We start from the raw sequence: 14,922 nt of genomic DNA, 5'->3' as shown, positions 1-14,922 counted from the left end.
CGGGCCGCTCGGCGACCCGCACCGCGAAGGAGAGTCCCCATGTCCCGCTCGGCTCTGGTTGTCGGAGGTAGCCGAGGCATCGGCCTCGCAGTGGCGCAGCGGCTTGCCGCGGACGGTGCCACCGTGGCAGTCGCCTCCCGCAGCGGGCTCGCGCCGGAGGGGATCCTCGGCGTCGAGTGCAACGTGACGTCCACCGAGTCCGTCGACGCTGCGTTCACCGCGGTCGAGGCCGCCCAGGGACCGGTCGAGATCCTTGTCGTCAACGCCGGCATCACCCGGGACACGCTGCTGCTGCGCATGTCCGAGGACGACTTCGACGCCACCCTCCAGACGAATCTCGTCGGCGCCTATCGGGCCGCCAAGCGGGCCTCCCGCGGAATGCTCCGCGCGAAGCACGGCCGACTGATCTTCATCTCCTCCGCCGTCGCGATGACCGGCGAGAGCGGGCAGGCGAACTACGCCGCCTCCAAGGCCGGCCTCGTGGGCTTCGCCCGGTCCCTGGCCCGCGAACTGGGCCCGCGCGGCATCACCAGCAACGTCGTCGCCCCCGGCCTGACCGAAACGGACATGACCGCCGTCCTCTCCGAGGCCCAGCGTGAGGCCCTGCTCCAGCGGGTGCCGCTCGGCCGCATGGCCCAGCCGGAGGAGATCGCTGCCGCAGTGTCCTTCCTGGCGAGTGGCTCCGCCGCCTACCTGACCGGGGCGATCATCCCTGTAGACGGTGGCGCCGGCATGGGTCACTAACCCCGCGCCGGGCCTGGGCGCAGGAGGGGACGCCCAGGCCCGGTGTATCCCCGTTGCTCGCACGCCCGGCGCGCCCACGGCTCCAGCTGCGATCACCTTGTACTGGACCCGCTACGGGACCGTGCGGCCCAGATGAGGCCATCGGCCTTGCCCACCCATACCGACCAGGGGGCGGGCGCAGCCTGCCGGTTCCCGGCACTGCACACCTGTGAGGTTCCCTTGCCATTTCCCGCAACGCCAGCACCCTTGGTGCCCACCCAACAGGCAGCTCCGGCGGCCAGCACCCATGCCCGCGTCCTGACCGTTCTCCGGGCGGTCTCCCAGGGCAGCGGCGTCCAGGGCGTGCTCGACCTCACCAGGTCCACCGGTATCCCGGACTCCACGGTCCACCGCATCCTCCAGGCTGGCGTGGAGGCTCGTACGGTCGACCAGGTCAGCCGCGGCCGCTACCGGCCGGGCCCGGCCGTGATCGAGATGGCGCTGCAGGCGATGACGTCAGTCCCTGCGGCAGCTGACGTCCAGCGGATGCTGGACGACCTCCAGCGAAATACCGGCGGAGTCGTCATGCTGTTTACGGTCACCGGCTTCGGGGGGCTGCGCCGTCTGTGTACCGACTACACCCTTGGCGACCGTGACCCGGAGAGCCTCGGGGCTCTGACGTCGATCGGCTCCATGCCGCGCTCGCTGCGCGTCGGCGCGGCGGGGCGCGTGATCCTGGCCCACCTGCCGACCCACATGCAGGAGGCGGTGTTCGCCGAAGACCTGCCCCAGCCCCAGACGCCGGGTGCGATCCGTGACGAGGCTGTCCTGCTCGCCTCTCTTGCCGACATCCGCCGGCGCGGCTTCGCGATCGGTCGCCAGGAGGCGCTGGTCGGATGGGACGCCATCGCGGCGCCTGTCATGTGGGGGTCGACCGTGATGGGGTCAATCGGCCTGGGAATGCCTGCTGAGGAAATGACGGGCGACCTGCGAGAAGTGATCCGGCGTACCTGTGATGCCGCACGTGCCATGAGTTTGGTTGCTGCCGGCCAGATGGCAGTATGAGGCGAAAACCCGCAGCACTATTTTCTAGTTGGCGGCCTACAGGAAGATCTGTCGGCCGCCAATTGTTTTCCCGGCACGCAGGTGGATGTCTGCAAGTTGCAATCACCTGATGCGGCCCTCTGGTGGTGGAAGAGGGTTATCGGTTCTTTCGTGAGTCTGGGCTGCAAGGTCTCCAGGATGCTTTCAGGGTTAGTCGTGCCGGGTTTGCTCGACTTCTCTGGGTCTGCTTCCTGGTGAGAGCTCGAAGCGCGAATTGGGGCCTATGTATTTATCGGCCAAGATCGTTTCCCGCTGGGCGGGAAATTGGGGCTACTACTCGCGTAGATAGCTCGAATTTCTTGACCAAATTCTGACGTTAATCATAAAGTCTCTTCGGTGCGTATGCGGTCCGGGATTCTTGGAGCATGCGAGGTCCGGCCTTGGGTCTGCTGCATAGGCAGTGGGGTCGACGTCTGGACGGGCTGAGTTCGCACTGCTCGGCCCGGAGGGGGCCGGGCGATCCGCGTGGTGTGGGCCGCGCCAGCGCGTACACAAAGGTTTTCCCCTGTCGGGGAGTTAAGGCCTGGATGTGTGGCGGCTGGTCGCCCTATGGTGCTCGTCCCGCCGCGAACACCGGCGGGCGGAGAGGGGGAGTTGATGCCGTAGGACACGGCCGGAAAAGCGACCGGCGCCCGGGAGTTACCAGCTCCTGGGCGCCGGGCCGGCGCCCCGAAGGGCGCCGATTCACTACCTCGCGAGCGGCGGGACTTCTTTTGCACGAGAGGCCGCCGCGCGCGCTCCTACGAACCACGGAGTATCGCATGCCCAGCCTTTCGGGGGAAGCCGGTTACGCGGCGACCAGCCCGAGCCAGCAGCGGCTCGGGGTCCAACTCGCGGACATGATCCCCGGCGCGGTCACCATCCGCGTCAGCCTCACCGACCCCAGCCGCCAGTGGCCCCACCCCTACACGGTGGCCGTCGGCGAGTACGGCGAGCAGCTCGGGTTGAGCCGCAACACAACCAAGACCGCCGCCCGTTGGGTGCTGCGGACATGGCCGGACGCGGACTGGACGCGCCCGCACACCCTCGACCTCGCCACCGGGCAGCTTGCCGTTACCGCGGTCCGGGGCCGCTGACATGGCGCGCATTCGATCGGTCAAGCCGGAGGCCTGGGTCTCCGAGACGCTGGCCGAGGTGTCCATCCCGGCGATGGTGACCTTCCTCGGCATGACCAACCACGCCGACGACCACGGACGCCACCGTGACAACGCCGCGATCGTCTACGGCCTCATCTGGCCGATGCGTGACGAGATCAACCGCGCGGAGGTCGAGGAACACCTCCAGCAGCTCGCCTCGGTCGGCGCGATCTGCCGCTACAGCGGCTGCGACGGCCGTCGGTACTTCCACTACCCGACCTGGCGTAACCACCAGAAGATCGACAAGCCGAGCCTGTCCCGGTTGCCCGCGTGCCCGCACTGCGAGCCGGAGCGGTGCGGCGTCTGCAAGGGCCCCTGCATCCAGCGGGCCGCCCTCGCCGACACCTCGGGGACCGAAGCCGCGGACGCCACGAGCGCTCCCCGAGTGTTCGCCGAATCCTCGGCGAACACTCCTGTAGCGATCCCGCAGCCGAACGAGCCCTTCCCGGTGCCCGCCACGCAGACGGCTCCCCCCGCCGCCGAGGCGGCGGACCGGGCGGTCGACGCCAACCGCAAGCCGGTTCCGGCTCCCCGGAAAACCGCAGGTCAGACGTCCTACGGCGAAACCTCCCCGAAGGTTCGTCGAAGCCTCCCGGAGCCCTCGGCGCCTGGATCTAGGATCTTGGATCCTGGATCTTCTTTCCTTACGGGGCGCCAGGCGCCCGACGCGGGCACGGTCTCCGGCGGCCAGCTGATCGGCGAGTACGTCGCCGCCTGCGCGGAGCGTCCGCCGGGCAGCGTGCTCGGCCACCTCGGCAAGGTCGTCAAGACCCTGCTGGACGAGGGCATCGCCGCCGAACACGTCCGCGCCGGGCTGCGGCGCTTCGCCGAGATCCAGGGCCACCCCTCCCGGCTGCCGAGCCTGGTCAACGACGCCATGAACGCACGAGGCGCCGGTTTGGCCCGGCCGGGAATCCGGCCTAACGTGCCCGCTCACCAGGCGTGGACCAACCCGGTCGACGCCGTCGCCGCCTACGCCGAGGAGCTGTGATGCGCACCCACCGCGACCCGCAGACCCTCGCCGACGCCCCCTCGGTGCTCGACCGGATAGCCCGCATCCTCGCCGCCCGGGGCATCGACCAGCACACGGTCCACGCCCTCCCGGACGAGCCGGAGCAGTACTCGCTGGAGGAGGCCCTGTCCGCCGGGCTGCCACCGCGCTACCGCGACGCGGTCGCCACGAACCCGCAGGTCCTGGCCTGGGTACGGCAGGTCGCCGCCCAGGCCGCCGCGCCCAGCATCGGAGCCCGCCGCCAGGTCACCACCGGCCCCAGCCTGCTGATGGCCGGAGTCGTCGGCGCCGGTAAGACCCACGAGGCGTACGGTGCCGTACGCGCCCTTGTCCAGGCCGGCATCGGCGTGCGCTGGCGCGCCACCACCGCCGCCGACCTCTACGCCGAACTCCGCCCCGGCCCGGACACCGACGCCGAGCGGACGCTCGCGGCTTACAGCCGGGTGCCGCTGCTGATCCTCGACGACCTCGGCGCCGCCAAGTCGAGCGAGTTCGTCGAAGAGCAGACGTACCGGCTGATCAACCGCCGCTACAACAACCTGCTCCCGACCTTGATCACCAGCAACCTGCCGATCAAGGACCTGCGCACCTGCCTCGGTGACCGCGCCTGCCTGGACGCCGCCCTCGAAACCGGCGACACCAACGGCATCCGGGGCGGCCTCACCGAGGAGGAACGCGAACCCCTGCACGCCAAGATCAACGACCGCCTCGACTACAGCCGCGTCAACGCCACCCTCGCCGGACGCGACATCCACCTCACCAAGGCCGAGCGCCGCGCCGTCGTCCTCGCCGGATACCGGCAGGACGTGCCGGTCGAGCGCCTCGCCTGGCTCCTCAAGATCACCCCCGAGCACGCCCTCAAGCTCTACCGCGAGACCCGCCGCGCGATCCGCCACCGGCAGATCGCTGAAAAGGCCGCCCGCACCGCCTCGGCCGCCCACGGCGCCGCCGGCACCGAGCAGCTGGTCCGCGACGACTTCGGGACGGCCGCATGAGCACCACCACCGCGACCACGCCGAACTCCGCGCACGTCACCGGCTGGGACCGGGCCGTCGTCATCGCCCTCGGCGGCGCGGGCTGCGCGCTCTCGTACGACGCGCTGCAGCAGATGGCCATCGCCATCCACGTGAGGGGCCTGCTCACCTACCTCTTCCCGATCATCGTCGACGGCTTCATCGCCTACGGAGTGCGCGCCCTGCTGGTCCTGCGCACTGCACCGCGCGGGCCCGCGCCTACGTGTGGACGCTCTTCGGCGCGGCCACCGGGACGAGCCTGTGGGCCAACGCGCTGCACGCCGTCCGGCTCAACGATCTCCACTCCGCAGCTGGTGGGCTGCGGCTGGGCGACACGGTGGTCGCGGTGCTGTCCACCATCGCCCCGCTCGCCCTGGCCGGAGCCGTCCACCTCTACATCCTCATCGCCCGCGGACCGGTCAATCCCGCTGACCGGGACGGTCACGCTGACCGCCCGGCCCCGGCCGACCGCGGTCAGGTCACCCCTGACCCCGCCCCGGTCACCACCGAGGAGGTCACGCTGACCGAGCGGCTGGCGGCGCTGACCGCCAGCCAGGACCGTGCCGGTCGCTCCGCTCCCGGTCAGTCGGTCAGCCGCCCGGTCACCGCCCCGACGCCGAAGGCACAGCTGACCCCGGCCGACGCGGTCAGCCTGACCAAGCCCTCTGATATGGGCGGTCACCCGAACACGGTCCGGCCGGTCACTGACCGGGACAGTGACCCCCGCCCTGACCTGGACACCGAGGACCTGCTGAAGATCGCCCGGCAGGCGGTCAGCAAGGAGGACAAGCTGACCCGCAAGGTGGTCGCCGAGGCGATCCGCGGTCAGAAGATCCCCCTGTCCAGCGCCACGCTGACCGAGCTGATGGCCCAGCTCCGGCCCCAGCCCGAGCCGGTCACCGCCGACCGGAACTGACCGACACCCGAGCGCCGGGGTGACCGACCGGGTCACCCCGGCGCTCACCCGCCCGAACCACCGCCGAACGGGAGCAGCCCACCATGCGCACCACCCCCGCCACCTGGGCCGAGGCCGACTCCTGGCTCGCCGTCCTCACCCAGCGCGGCCACCTCCACCACGTCGAAACCGGCCCGGACGGCACCCGAAGCGTCCAACGCGGCCGACACTCCCGCCCCTGGACCCTCCACCACCCCGTCCTCGCCCTCGACTTCATCGAGGACCTCCTCCTCGACATCCACCAGCGCGACAGCGAGGCCAGCCGATGACCGACTCCGCCCAGGACGGCACCACGCAGGGACCGAAGCGTGACCCCAACGAGGCTCCTGGCGGAGCAAGTTGTGGGGTAAGGAGTCCTTACCCCGCCCCCGCCCCGAAGGGGGCGCAGGCACCCCGGTCGTCGGCAGACCCAGGGGGGCCTGCCGACGACCGGGGACTCGGCCCAGGGGTGCCGACCAAGGAGGAGGACGAGCAGCAGCCGACCGCCGCCCGCCCCGCCCCGCACCGACGCCTTCGCCAGAGCGTGCCGCGCACCAACCGCATCTGCCCCCGATTCAGCGACCCCGAGTGGGCCCTCCTCCAGCGCGCCGCCGCCCGAGCCGAACTCGCCCCCGGCGGCTACACCGCTGCCGCCGCCGTGGCCGCCGCCACCAGCACCGACCCCAGCGCCGCCGTCGCCGACTACCGGCGCGGCATCCAGGAACTCATGGAGTCCAACCGCCAGCTCGGCGCCGTGGGCAACAACCTCAACCAGCTCGCCCACTACGTGAACGCCGGCGGCCAGCCAGGCACCGAGCTTCGCCAGCTCCTGGCCCGCGTCCAAGCCGCCATCGACGCGGTCGACGACGCCGTCGACTGGCTCATCCGCCGGTGATCCCCAAGATTCGCACCGGCACCGACCGCGCCTTCCCCCTCATCGACTACCTCTTCGGCCCCGGCAAGCACGAAGAGCACACCGACCAGCACCTCGTCGCCTCCTGGAACAACTTCGCCCCCGACCCGGGCCCCAACCCGGAGCCGCACCAGGTCGCCAAGCTCGCCAACCAGCTCGACCAACCGGTCAAAGCCCTCGGCCAGCAGGCACCGGCCACCAGGATCTGGCACTGCTCACTGCGCACCGCCCCCGGCGACCGGCACCTCGACGACGCCGAGTGGGCCACCATCGCCCGGCGCATCGTCCACGCCACCGGCATCGCCCCCGAAGGCGACACCACCGCCTGCCGCTGGGTCGCCGTCCGCCACGCCGACGACCACATCCACATCGCCGCCACCCTCGTCCGCCAGGACGGCCGCCTGGCCGCCCTCAGCTACGACAAGCGCAAAGCCCAGGCCGAAGCCCGCCTCATCGAGAAGGAGTACGGCCTGCGCCAGCTCAACCCCGGCGACGGCACCGCCGCCCAAAACCCCACCAGCCAGGAGCACTTCAAGGCCGAACGCACGGGCCGCACCGAGCCCCCGCGCGAAACCCTGCGCGAAGCCGTCCGCCAGGCTCTGGCCGGAGCCGACAACGAGGAGGAGTTCCTCACCCGGCTGCGCGAGGCTGGCCTGCGGGTGAAGCTCCGCCATCTGCCGTCCGGTGACCTCATCGGCTACAACGTCGCCCTGCCCGGCGACCGAAACCGCGTCGGCGAGCCCATCTGGTTTCCCGGGTCCAAGCTCGCCCCCGACCTCTCCCTGCCCCGAATCCGCCTCCGCCTCGACACCGCACCCGCCATCCCGGAGCTGGACAACCTCCCGTCCCGCACCGGCCGTTCCGCTCCCGCGCGCCGCCGCCGGGACGCCGCCGGCCCCGCGGAGCGCGCTGTCGACGTTCTCGACCAGGACGGCGACGAAGCCGCCGCCCAGCTGGTCGGCGCCGGTGAGATCCTCGACGCCCTCGCCCAGACCTCCCCGGCCGCCACCCGCGCCGAACTGCGAGACGCTGCCCGAGCTTTCGAACGCGCCACCCGCAGCCACGTCCGCGCCGAGAACGCCGACATCCGTGCGCTGCGCTCGGCCGCCCGCGGAATCGTCCATGCCGGCAACGCGCTCGGACGTGGAGAGGACGGCGGCGCCACTGCTATGGTCCTGTCCACCCTCGTCCTGGTCACCCTGGCCGCCGCCCGCTGGCACTCCGCCCGGGGCCACGCCCAGCAGGCCGCCGCCTCCCGCCAGGCCACCGACCACCTGCGCGCCGCCTACCGGCAGGCCGCAGCCACCCCCATGCGAACGATGCGCGAGATCGGCCGCGCCCTCCCGGAGAGCGAGCGCCTCCGCCACGACGCCACCATCCGCACCGTCCTCGGCTCTGCCGAGAACCCGAGGGGCCCAGCCCGCGAACACGACGCCCTGGCCGCCGTCCTCGCGGAAGCCGAGACGGCCGGCCACGACCCCAAGGCCCTCCTTGAGAAGGCCGTCGACCGGCGGGAGCTGGAAACCGCCCGCGACACCACCGACGTCCTCGTCTGGCGCATCCGCCGCCTCGCCGACCTTCCCGCCAACCCCGAACACCCCCGCACCCGTACGGCGCCCGGCACCCGGGCCAGGACCGGGCCGACGCAGGAACGCGCCACCCAGCCGGCACCGGCACAGCCCGCGACCGACCCGCGCCGCCCGGCACCACGCCGCTGAACCGACAACCCGCCGGCCCCTGTAGCCGGCCCACCGCGTGATCCTGCCGAAACCCCTCGACACCCGGTTCCACCAGGTGTTACGCAAGTACCCGAGCACCGCGAACGGAGAGCCCGTGACCAGAACCACCGAGCACACCACCACCGCCCCGGCCCCGATCACCACCCCGGTCCCGGCCGCCTCCGACCCGCTCCTACAACTGGAGTACGAGACCCAGACCCCCAGCGGCCCGGAGGCCGTCCGAGGCATACTTCACCCGGCCGAACTGGCGCTGCGCGGGATGCCGGTAACGTGCTCCGCCTGCCAGGCCCGCCGGGACTGGCTGCTGCTCAACCACCGCCGTAACGTCTGGGTGAGGTGCCGCTGCGGAAACGAGTGGCTGGAGTCGGAGATCACCCGCAAGGACTTCGACGCCCTGATCGCCAACCCGACCTGGACCCACCACCCTTCGACCGCCGCTGCGCGGGTGGCCCTCGGCTTCGACGGGACCTTCGCTGGCGTCTACCTGGACTCCTAGGCTGCGCAGTGAGAAGGACCGCCACCGGAATCAGTGGCGGTCCTTCTCACTGCTGGTCAGCTTCCTGGGCTGGGAGGGGTTGTTGATGAGGGGAGTTGGCGGGCCGAGGCCAGCCGGTGGAGGCTGAGCTGGACGGCGGCCGGGCGCAGGCCGAGGACGGTGGCCAGCGCCTCGGCGGTGAGGCGGGGGTCGAGCCGTAGGTGTTCGAGGACTACGAGGTCGGTCCGGTTCTCGGCGGCGCGGACGGTGCGATAGGCGGCCAGCGCTCCGCCGCCGAGGGCGAACAGACCTACGGCGCAGACCGCGTAGGTGCTGGTCGCAGCGGCGCCGGTCGCGGTGGCGGCGCCGATCGCGGCGGTGGAGCACCAGGCGATCAGCGCGACAGGACGGCGTACTGGATGGTTGGGCATTGGCAGGTGGTCCTCTCTGTGCCCGTACTGGGACGGGCTCCAGCCGGTCATTCGGTCTGGTTGCCGTGCAGGTCGCTGCGGTGGCCCTGGCCGAGGGGCTTCCAGCTCTGGAAGGTGGCGGGCTTCCAGCGGGGGCGGTCCGCGATGCTGGTGTCGTCGGGAGGGGGTAGGGTGCCGCGGTTTCGGCGGTTGCGGGCGGCGCCGACGCTGGTGCCCAGGTGCGCGGCGACCTCGGCGTAGCCCCATAGCTGCTGGTCGTCGGCCATGTGCGTGTCCTTCCTCGGTGCTTCGGTGATGAGCGTACGTGCCGTCGCGGGGAGGGGCGTACGGCGAGGCCGCCCTGGCCTTGTCGGCGCGGGGCGGCCTTGTGCGGTGGCGTTCAGGAGTCGGCGAGGCGGTTGGCGAGTTCGAGGGCGGCGGTGGCGACGGTGAGGGCTGAGCACAGGCCGGTGACCTCGTACAGGGTGGGGCGCACCAGGTGGGGCCAGTCGTCGGGGGCAGCGGGCCAGGTGGCGAGGTGGACGTCGGTGGTGGCGAGGCCGAGGCGGGCGGTGACGTCCCAGCCGGCCTCGGGGGCCTTCTCCCACCGCAGCAGGATGCGGCCGAAGGGGAGTCTGGGCGCGGTGGCCGGGATCCAGAGAACCTCGATCGGCTGGCCGGGGTTGGTGGGGACGCGGCGGACGAGCGCTCCGCTCGCCCACGGCGGCATGGGGTGCAGTGCGAAGCGGTCGAGTGGCTGTGGGTGGGTGAGGCGGTGGGTGGTGGGGATGCGGGCCTCCTCGGGGCGGTTGGTGGTTCAGGCCCAGGCGAGTTCGTCGCGGACGGCGGCGGGCAGGTAGCTGTCCTGGCCGTCTTCGGCGAGGTAGGCGATGCCGTCGTGGACGACGACGTCCGTGCCGATGTAGTGGGCGAAGGCCCAGTCCGGGTTGACGGCGATGCGGATGCGCAGGTTCGGGTCGACGCTCTGGAGCTGGGCGATCAGGTGGGCGACGGTCAGGTACTGGGGCACGGTTGACTCCTCGGCGTGGTGGCCGTTCGGGGATCGGGGCGGAGCGGGTCTTGTGGGTCGAGCCGGAAACCTCATGCAGGTGAGCGTGGTGTCCGGCGCAGGGGGAGAACGAGGACGGGCTCGTCGGCGGGCCAGGGGTCGCAGCTCTCCCACGGGTAGTCCCGGTCGAGGACGACGGTGCCGTGCGGGCCCTCGACCTCGGGCAGGCCGTAGACGCCGCATCCGCAGGTCGGGTCGTACGGTCCGGCGTCGGGGACGACCAGGCCGTCGTCGGTCAGGCGGCCGAGGGACCGGGCGACGGTGCGGTCGCGCAGGCCGAGGGCGCAGCCGATCCGGCGGACCCGGGCGCCGCCGGGGGTTCTGGCGAGCACGGCGAGGACGCGGGTGTCCCGGCGCAGGTCGCTCTCGTGGACGTCGTCGAGGACGAGCAGCAGGCCGCTCACGCTGAGGGCGAGGCTGAGGACGAACGTGGTGGAGGCAGGCGGGACGAAGCAGGCGTTGGTGAGGCCGAGCGCGGCGATGACGGGGCCGGGGGCGCGGGTGAGGAAAGCGGTGGTCGTCAAGTCTGTTCCTTGAAGCCGGTGACGGCGGTGCCCGGTCAGGTGCGCTGGCGCGGCAGGAAGGGGGCTTCGCCGCCGTGGGCCTCGATCAGGTCCCGCACCAGGGCGACGGGGACGTGCAGGTACACGGACTCGGTGGGGTCGTCCTCCTCCGTGCCGGGTTCGAGGTGTTCGCGCCAGCGGGCCCACGGTTCTGGACGGAGGGTAGGGAAGCCGACCTCCAGGGTCAGGGCGGGCAGCAGGAAGGCGTCGGCGGGGTCGGGGGCCAGCACCGAGAGGCAGAAGCCGTCAGCACAGACGAAGTGGCTGTCCTGCACGGCAAGGCCGAGCGGGGTGCGTGGTGTGCCGTGAGCGATGACGTGGTCGAGTCGGGGTGTGGGCAACAAGTGCTCCGATCAGGGGAGTTGGCTTGGTCAGCGGGTGGGGGCGGCGATGAGCGCGGCGAGGAATCCGGCGACGGCCTCGGCGGGGGTGTGGACGCCGAACTCCTGGGTCCACGCGGCGGCGCCGGTGGGCTGGACCTGGATGCGCCAGACGATGCCGCGCTTCCAGGCGCTGGGGTCTTCGGGCAGCCAGCCGATGTAGACGCGCCCGTCCGGGCTGGTGCAGTGCACGTTGCCCTCGGGGGTGTCGACCATCGGCCAGCCGAGATCGCCGAGCAGGGCGAGGACCGGCTCCGCGCTGTGGTCGGACGAGAGCCAGGAGCGGTCTTCGGCGGTAGGGCGGACGGGGGCGGGCAGGAGGCTGCTGGGGGTGTTCACGGGGCCGGGTCCCTTCGTTGACCTGCGGTCTCGGCGACATGAGTACTTGAACATGCGGCGTCCCGAAGTTCGTAGTCATTTCCCCGGGTGCAGCGGTCTGCCGTGGGCGAACTGGAAGGGAATGGATCAGGGCCCCGGGGTGCTGAACCAGGGTTACGGCGCCGGGCCGTACGGGTCGAAGGGGGATGAAGGCGATGGCGGCGAGCAGAGGCCGGGACATGGCGGCGCTGGAGCGCAAGATCCGCAGCGCGGGTCGGGCGTGGACGATGGGCGACGTCGTGGTGATTGACGAGGGCCAGTGGGCCGTGCGCACCGTGAGCCGGACCGAGCGGGAGCAGGACAAGGCGGTGGAGGCGCGGCTGGCGGACGGTCGGCGGATGGGGCTGACCGTGGAGGAGCTGGCCCGGGTGGTGGGCGTCACCGACCCTGGCGCCCACGACGACTCCGAGGTGAACTGAGCTGCGGCTAGCGCCGGTTCGCCACGTGCTGGGCCGACATGGTGGCGGCCGGCGGGGTTGGCCGGGCGCTCGAAAGCCCGAGGGGGCGGGCTGCCTGCGAGGTCCGGGTGGTGGCGGCCCGCACGCGCTCGGCGTCGGGGCCGCCTTCGGCCGTGAGGGCGAGTTCGCGGGCGTCGACGACGTGGCGGATCATTTGGAGGGCGGTGTTGCTCTCCGCGTAGGCCGTGCGCAGGGCGCTCGCCGAGGCGGTGATCCGGTCGAGGTCGTAGAAGGCGGGGACGTGGCCGGGCCGGGTGAGGGCGTGCAGCCGATCCTGATGCACGGCAACGGAGTTGGGTGCGGCTCTTCTGGAGTGACAGCCACTAGGTGCAGACGATACGTCGGATTCAAGAAAGCTTCCACAATCGGATGGTCTTGTCGTTGCTGGCGCTGGCGAAGGTCTTGCCATCGAGGCTGAACGCCACCGAGCCCACGGCACCGGTGTGGCCGGTGAGAGTAGCGGTACTCGTGCGGGTGGCGAGGTCCCACAGCTGAATGGTCTTGTTGCCGCCGGCACATGCGAGGGACTTGCCGTCGGGGCTGAACGCCACCGCGTTCACGACATCGGCGTGGGCGGTGAGAGTAGCGGCGCTGGTCCGGGTGGCGAGGTCCCACAGCCGAACGGTGTCGTCTAGTCCGCCGCTGGCGAGCGTCTTGCCGTCGGGGCTGAACGCGACCGAATACAACTGATAGCTGTGGCCGGTGAGAGTGGCGGTGCTGGTCCGGGTGGCGAGGTCCCACAGCCGAACGGTGTGGTCGAAACTGGCGCTGGCGAGGGTCTTGCCGTCGGGGCTGAACGCTACCGTGCTCACGGCATCGGTGTGGCCGGTCAATGTGGCGGTACTCGTGCGGGTGGCGAGGTCCCACAGCCGAACGGTCTTGTCGTTGCTGGCGCTGGCGAGGGTCTTGCCGTCGGGGCTGAACGCTACCGTGCTCACGGCATCGGTGTGGCCGGTCAAAGTGGCGGTACTCGTGCGGGTGGCGAGGTCCCACAGCCGAACGGTCTTGTCGTTGCTGGCGCTGGCGAGGGTCTTGCCGTCAGGGCTGAACGCCACCGAGTACACGACATCGGTGTGGCCGGTGAGAGTGGCGATGCTGGTCCGGGTGGCGAGGTCCCACAACCGAACTGTGTCGTCGAAACTGGCGCTGGCGAGGGTCTCGCCATCGGGGCTGAACACCACCGAGTCCACCATGTCGGTGTGGCCGGCCAGGGTGAACCACAGGCGCTGGTCCGGACTGACGCTCGGGGACGGCCCCGAACTGTTGCTCGGGGACGGCCCCGCACTGACGCTCGGGTGAGGTGCCGGACTGGTGCCGTCTGCGAGTCGCAGCCCGATCAAGGATGCGCCCGTGGCAGCGGCCAGTGCGGCGAGGCCGCCGAGGATGACGTTGCGGCGGCGCGGTCCGCGAGGTGGGGCGAGGGTGCCCGGCACGGTGTCGGGTTTGAGTAGGGCAAGGCTCGGCGGCGGTGCGGTCTGGGTGGGGGCCGTGTCCAGCTTCGGGGTACTTTCCAACATGAGGGTGCTGTCACGCACCAGAGCGCTGTGCAGCATTGTGCGTAGGTGCTCCGCCGTGGTCGGTGCGTCCGGCCGCGCAGCCGGGTCCTTGGCCAGCAGCGAAGCGACCAGCTCCTCGACCTCGCCCGGGACTTCGGCCCGCACCGAGCGCACGCCCTCCGGCACCACATCCAGGTGTTTGCGCATCAGCGCCCATGCCTGCTCGGTGACCGGGAACGGCGGGGCACCGGTTAGCAGCGCATACAGCACGCACCCCAGCGCGTACATATCGCACTGCGCGTCGACTCGCTCGCCGCGCCACTGCTCGGGCGCCATATAGGCCGGAGTGCCGAATGGTCTGCCCGTGGTCGTCAGCCCTTCCGTGTCTCCCATGGTACGGGCGATCCCGAAGTCGCAGATCTTCAACCGGCCATCGGCCAGCAGGAAGAGATTGCCCGGCTTGAGATCCCGGTGCACCACCTGCCGGGTGTGCGCAGCGGCCAGCGCCTCCGCGGCCTGCAGAGCGAGGCCAACGGCTTCGGCCACCGGCAGGCCGCTCGGCGAGCGGGCCAGGACGCCCGCCAGATCCGTACCCTCCAGCAGCTCCATGACGATGAACATCCGGCCTTCGTGCTGCCCGACATCGTGCACCACGGTGATCCCCGGGTGTTGCAGCCTCGCGCCGATCGACGCCTCGCGCCGAAACCGTCGCAGCTGCTCGTCCGAGGCGTCGAATTCCAGCAGCACCTTCACCGCGACCGCACGGCCGAGCTCGACGTCAAACCCTCGCCACACCTCGCCCATGCCGCCATGTCCAAGACGGGCATCCAGCCGGTACCTCCCGGAGATGTGCTCTCCCGCCTGCACAACCCCTCCAGAGCGCCGCCAACTCCAAGTGTGACAGCGGCCATTGTGCAGCACGGGGATCAACGGCACCACCGCGACCCAAGCCCTCCGGAGGTCGGCCTGTCGTGACCAGCGCGATCGAGCACGCCTGCCGGGACAGTCAAGGATCGTATGGACAGAGGCGGGCCCATGGAGCCTCACCGGAGCCATCCCCAAACTCCGGGTCGCTCGACAACGGCGACTTCGACGCGTGCTGGCACCACCGCATGCGAT

Annotated in this window: 19 protein-coding genes and 2 pseudogenes; 12 read left to right on the top strand and 9 right to left on the bottom strand. The window is 71.2% G+C overall.

What is annotated here, in order from left to right; all coding sequences use genetic code 11:
- Nucleotides 1-39 precede the first annotated feature (39 nt).
- The 11 genes and pseudogenes from fabG (at nucleotide 40) to ACFVXG_RS28110 (ending at nucleotide 9,070) form a co-directional block, all read left to right on the top strand.
- Entirely contained in the window at nucleotides 40-744 is a 705-nt protein-coding gene (gene fabG, locus ACFVXG_RS28160; RefSeq protein WP_387931233.1) for a 3-oxoacyl-ACP reductase FabG, read from the top strand.
- A 249-nt stretch (nucleotides 745-993) separates the two neighbouring features.
- Nucleotides 994-1,788, top strand: coding sequence for an IclR family transcriptional regulator (locus ACFVXG_RS28155; protein ID WP_387931232.1), 795 nt, complete (start codon nucleotides 994-996; stop codon nucleotides 1,786-1,788).
- Nucleotides 1,789-2,588: 800 nt separating this feature from the next.
- Nucleotides 2,589-2,903: a transcriptional regulator gene (locus ACFVXG_RS28150; RefSeq protein ID WP_387931231.1), complete on the top strand. Its 315-nt coding sequence runs from the start codon at nucleotides 2,589-2,591 to the stop codon at nucleotides 2,901-2,903.
- Nucleotide 2,904: 1 nt separating this feature from the next.
- A complete protein-coding gene (locus ACFVXG_RS28145; protein WP_387931230.1) occupies nucleotides 2,905-3,954 on the top strand; it encodes a hypothetical protein in 1,050 nt (349 codons plus the stop codon).
- Nucleotides 3,954-4,580 (top strand): annotated as a pseudogene (locus ACFVXG_RS28140) (ATP-binding protein); the annotation flags it as partial. The gene ACFVXG_RS28145 and the pseudogene ACFVXG_RS28140, both read left to right, overlap by 1 nt.
- Complete coding sequence (locus ACFVXG_RS28135) at nucleotides 4,557-4,970, top strand: WhiB family transcriptional regulator (RefSeq protein ID WP_387931256.1); 414 nt, start codon at nucleotides 4,557-4,559, stop codon at nucleotides 4,968-4,970. The pseudogene ACFVXG_RS28140 and the gene ACFVXG_RS28135, both read left to right, overlap by 24 nt.
- Nucleotides 4,967-5,904: pseudogene (locus ACFVXG_RS28130) on the top strand (DUF2637 domain-containing protein). Before ACFVXG_RS28135 ends, ACFVXG_RS28130 begins: the two are co-directional and overlap by 4 nt.
- 83 nt (nucleotides 5,905-5,987) lie before the next feature.
- A complete protein-coding gene (locus tag ACFVXG_RS28125; protein ID WP_063346666.1) occupies nucleotides 5,988-6,212 on the top strand; it encodes a hypothetical protein in 225 nt (74 codons plus the stop codon).
- Between the two features lie 179 nt (nucleotides 6,213-6,391).
- Nucleotides 6,392-6,817, top strand: a complete 426-nt coding sequence (locus ACFVXG_RS28120; protein WP_387931229.1) for a MobC family plasmid mobilization relaxosome protein — start codon at nucleotides 6,392-6,394, stop codon at nucleotides 6,815-6,817.
- Nucleotides 6,814-8,553: a relaxase/mobilization nuclease domain-containing protein gene (locus ACFVXG_RS28115; protein ID WP_387931228.1), complete on the top strand. Its 1,740-nt coding sequence runs from the start codon at nucleotides 6,814-6,816 to the stop codon at nucleotides 8,551-8,553. The genes ACFVXG_RS28120 and ACFVXG_RS28115 overlap by 4 nt, the downstream gene beginning before the upstream one ends.
- Before the next feature lie 115 nt (nucleotides 8,554-8,668).
- On the top strand, nucleotides 8,669-9,070 hold the full coding sequence (locus tag ACFVXG_RS28110) for a hypothetical protein (RefSeq protein ID WP_387931227.1): 402 nt from the start codon (nucleotides 8,669-8,671) through the stop codon (nucleotides 9,068-9,070).
- 56 nt (nucleotides 9,071-9,126) lie between these two features.
- Here ACFVXG_RS28110 and ACFVXG_RS28105 read toward each other — a convergent pair whose 3' ends face one another.
- The 7 genes from ACFVXG_RS28105 to ACFVXG_RS28075 all read right to left on the bottom strand — a co-directional run bounded on the left by ACFVXG_RS28105 (nucleotide 9,127) and on the right by ACFVXG_RS28075 (nucleotide 11,810).
- Nucleotides 9,127-9,480 (bottom strand): AsnC family protein, encoded by a 354-nt coding sequence (locus ACFVXG_RS28105; RefSeq protein WP_387931226.1) that lies wholly within the window; start codon nucleotides 9,478-9,480, stop codon nucleotides 9,127-9,129.
- 47 nt (nucleotides 9,481-9,527) lie between these two features.
- Nucleotides 9,528-9,746 carry a MarR family transcriptional regulator gene (locus ACFVXG_RS28100; RefSeq protein ID WP_387931225.1) on the bottom strand — a complete coding sequence of 73 codons (219 nt, stop codon included), beginning with the start codon at nucleotides 9,744-9,746 and terminating at the stop codon, nucleotides 9,528-9,530.
- A 113-nt stretch (nucleotides 9,747-9,859) separates the two neighbouring features.
- The gene (locus ACFVXG_RS28095; protein ID WP_387931224.1) at nucleotides 9,860-10,189 is read right to left on the bottom strand and encodes an esterase; all 330 of its coding nucleotides are present in this window, start codon (nucleotides 10,187-10,189) and stop codon (nucleotides 9,860-9,862) included.
- An 87-nt stretch (nucleotides 10,190-10,276) separates the two neighbouring features.
- Nucleotides 10,277-10,489, bottom strand: coding sequence for a hypothetical protein (locus ACFVXG_RS28090; protein WP_387931223.1), 213 nt, complete (start codon nucleotides 10,487-10,489; stop codon nucleotides 10,277-10,279).
- A gap of 71 nt (nucleotides 10,490-10,560) precedes the next feature.
- A complete protein-coding gene (locus tag ACFVXG_RS28085) occupies nucleotides 10,561-11,052 on the bottom strand; it encodes a hypothetical protein (RefSeq protein WP_387931222.1) in 492 nt (163 codons plus the stop codon).
- A 35-nt stretch (nucleotides 11,053-11,087) separates the two neighbouring features.
- Entirely contained in the window at nucleotides 11,088-11,432 is a 345-nt protein-coding gene (locus ACFVXG_RS28080) for a hypothetical protein (protein ID WP_387931221.1), read from the bottom strand.
- Nucleotides 11,433-11,462: 30 nt separating this feature from the next.
- Nucleotides 11,463-11,810 (bottom strand): DUF317 domain-containing protein, encoded by a 348-nt coding sequence (locus tag ACFVXG_RS28075; protein WP_387931220.1) that lies wholly within the window; start codon nucleotides 11,808-11,810, stop codon nucleotides 11,463-11,465.
- A 194-nt stretch (nucleotides 11,811-12,004) separates the two neighbouring features.
- Between ACFVXG_RS28075 and ACFVXG_RS28070 the strand changes: the two genes are divergently transcribed.
- On the top strand, nucleotides 12,005-12,268 hold the full coding sequence (locus ACFVXG_RS28070) for a hypothetical protein (RefSeq protein ID WP_387931219.1): 264 nt from the start codon (nucleotides 12,005-12,007) through the stop codon (nucleotides 12,266-12,268).
- A gap of 7 nt (nucleotides 12,269-12,275) precedes the next feature.
- Here the strand turns inward: ACFVXG_RS28070 and ACFVXG_RS28065 are convergent, their stop codons facing one another.
- On the bottom strand, nucleotides 12,276-12,590 hold the full coding sequence (locus ACFVXG_RS28065) for a hypothetical protein (protein WP_387931218.1): 315 nt from the start codon (nucleotides 12,588-12,590) through the stop codon (nucleotides 12,276-12,278).
- Between the two features lie 64 nt (nucleotides 12,591-12,654).
- Complete coding sequence (locus ACFVXG_RS28060) at nucleotides 12,655-14,859, bottom strand: WD40 repeat domain-containing serine/threonine protein kinase (protein ID WP_387931217.1); 2,205 nt, start codon at nucleotides 14,857-14,859, stop codon at nucleotides 12,655-12,657.
- Nucleotides 14,860-14,922 lie beyond the last annotated feature (63 nt).

It is taken from the genome of Kitasatospora sp. NPDC058162, assembly GCF_042884005.1.
GTDB lineage: Bacteria > Actinomycetota > Actinomycetes > Streptomycetales > Streptomycetaceae > Kitasatospora.
This window is presented reverse-complemented; position numbering and strand designations above follow the sequence as displayed.

Coding starts and splice junctions, on each gene's coding strand:
- fabG (WP_387931233.1), top strand. CDS start 40: ATGTCCCGCTCGGCTCTGGTTGTCGGAGGTAGCCGAGGCATCGGCCTC.
- ACFVXG_RS28150 (WP_387931231.1), top strand. CDS start 2,589: ATGCCCAGCCTTTCGGGGGAAGCCGGTTACGCGGCGACCAGCCCGAGC.
- ACFVXG_RS28145 (WP_387931230.1), top strand. CDS start 2,905: ATGGCGCGCATTCGATCGGTCAAGCCGGAGGCCTGGGTCTCCGAGACG.
- ACFVXG_RS28125 (WP_063346666.1), top strand. CDS start 5,988: ATGCGCACCACCCCCGCCACCTGGGCCGAGGCCGACTCCTGGCTCGCC.
- ACFVXG_RS28105 (WP_387931226.1), bottom strand. CDS start 9,480: ATGCCCAACCATCCAGTACGCCGTCCTGTCGCGCTGATCGCCTGGTGC.
- ACFVXG_RS28100 (WP_387931225.1), bottom strand. CDS start 9,746: ATGGCCGACGACCAGCAGCTATGGGGCTACGCCGAGGTCGCCGCGCAC.
- ACFVXG_RS28095 (WP_387931224.1), bottom strand. CDS start 10,189: ATGCCGCCGTGGGCGAGCGGAGCGCTCGTCCGCCGCGTCCCCACCAAC.
- ACFVXG_RS28070 (WP_387931219.1), top strand. CDS start 12,005: ATGGCGGCGAGCAGAGGCCGGGACATGGCGGCGCTGGAGCGCAAGATC.
- ACFVXG_RS28060 (WP_387931217.1), bottom strand. CDS start 14,859: ATGGCTCCGGTGAGGCTCCATGGGCCCGCCTCTGTCCATACGATCCTT.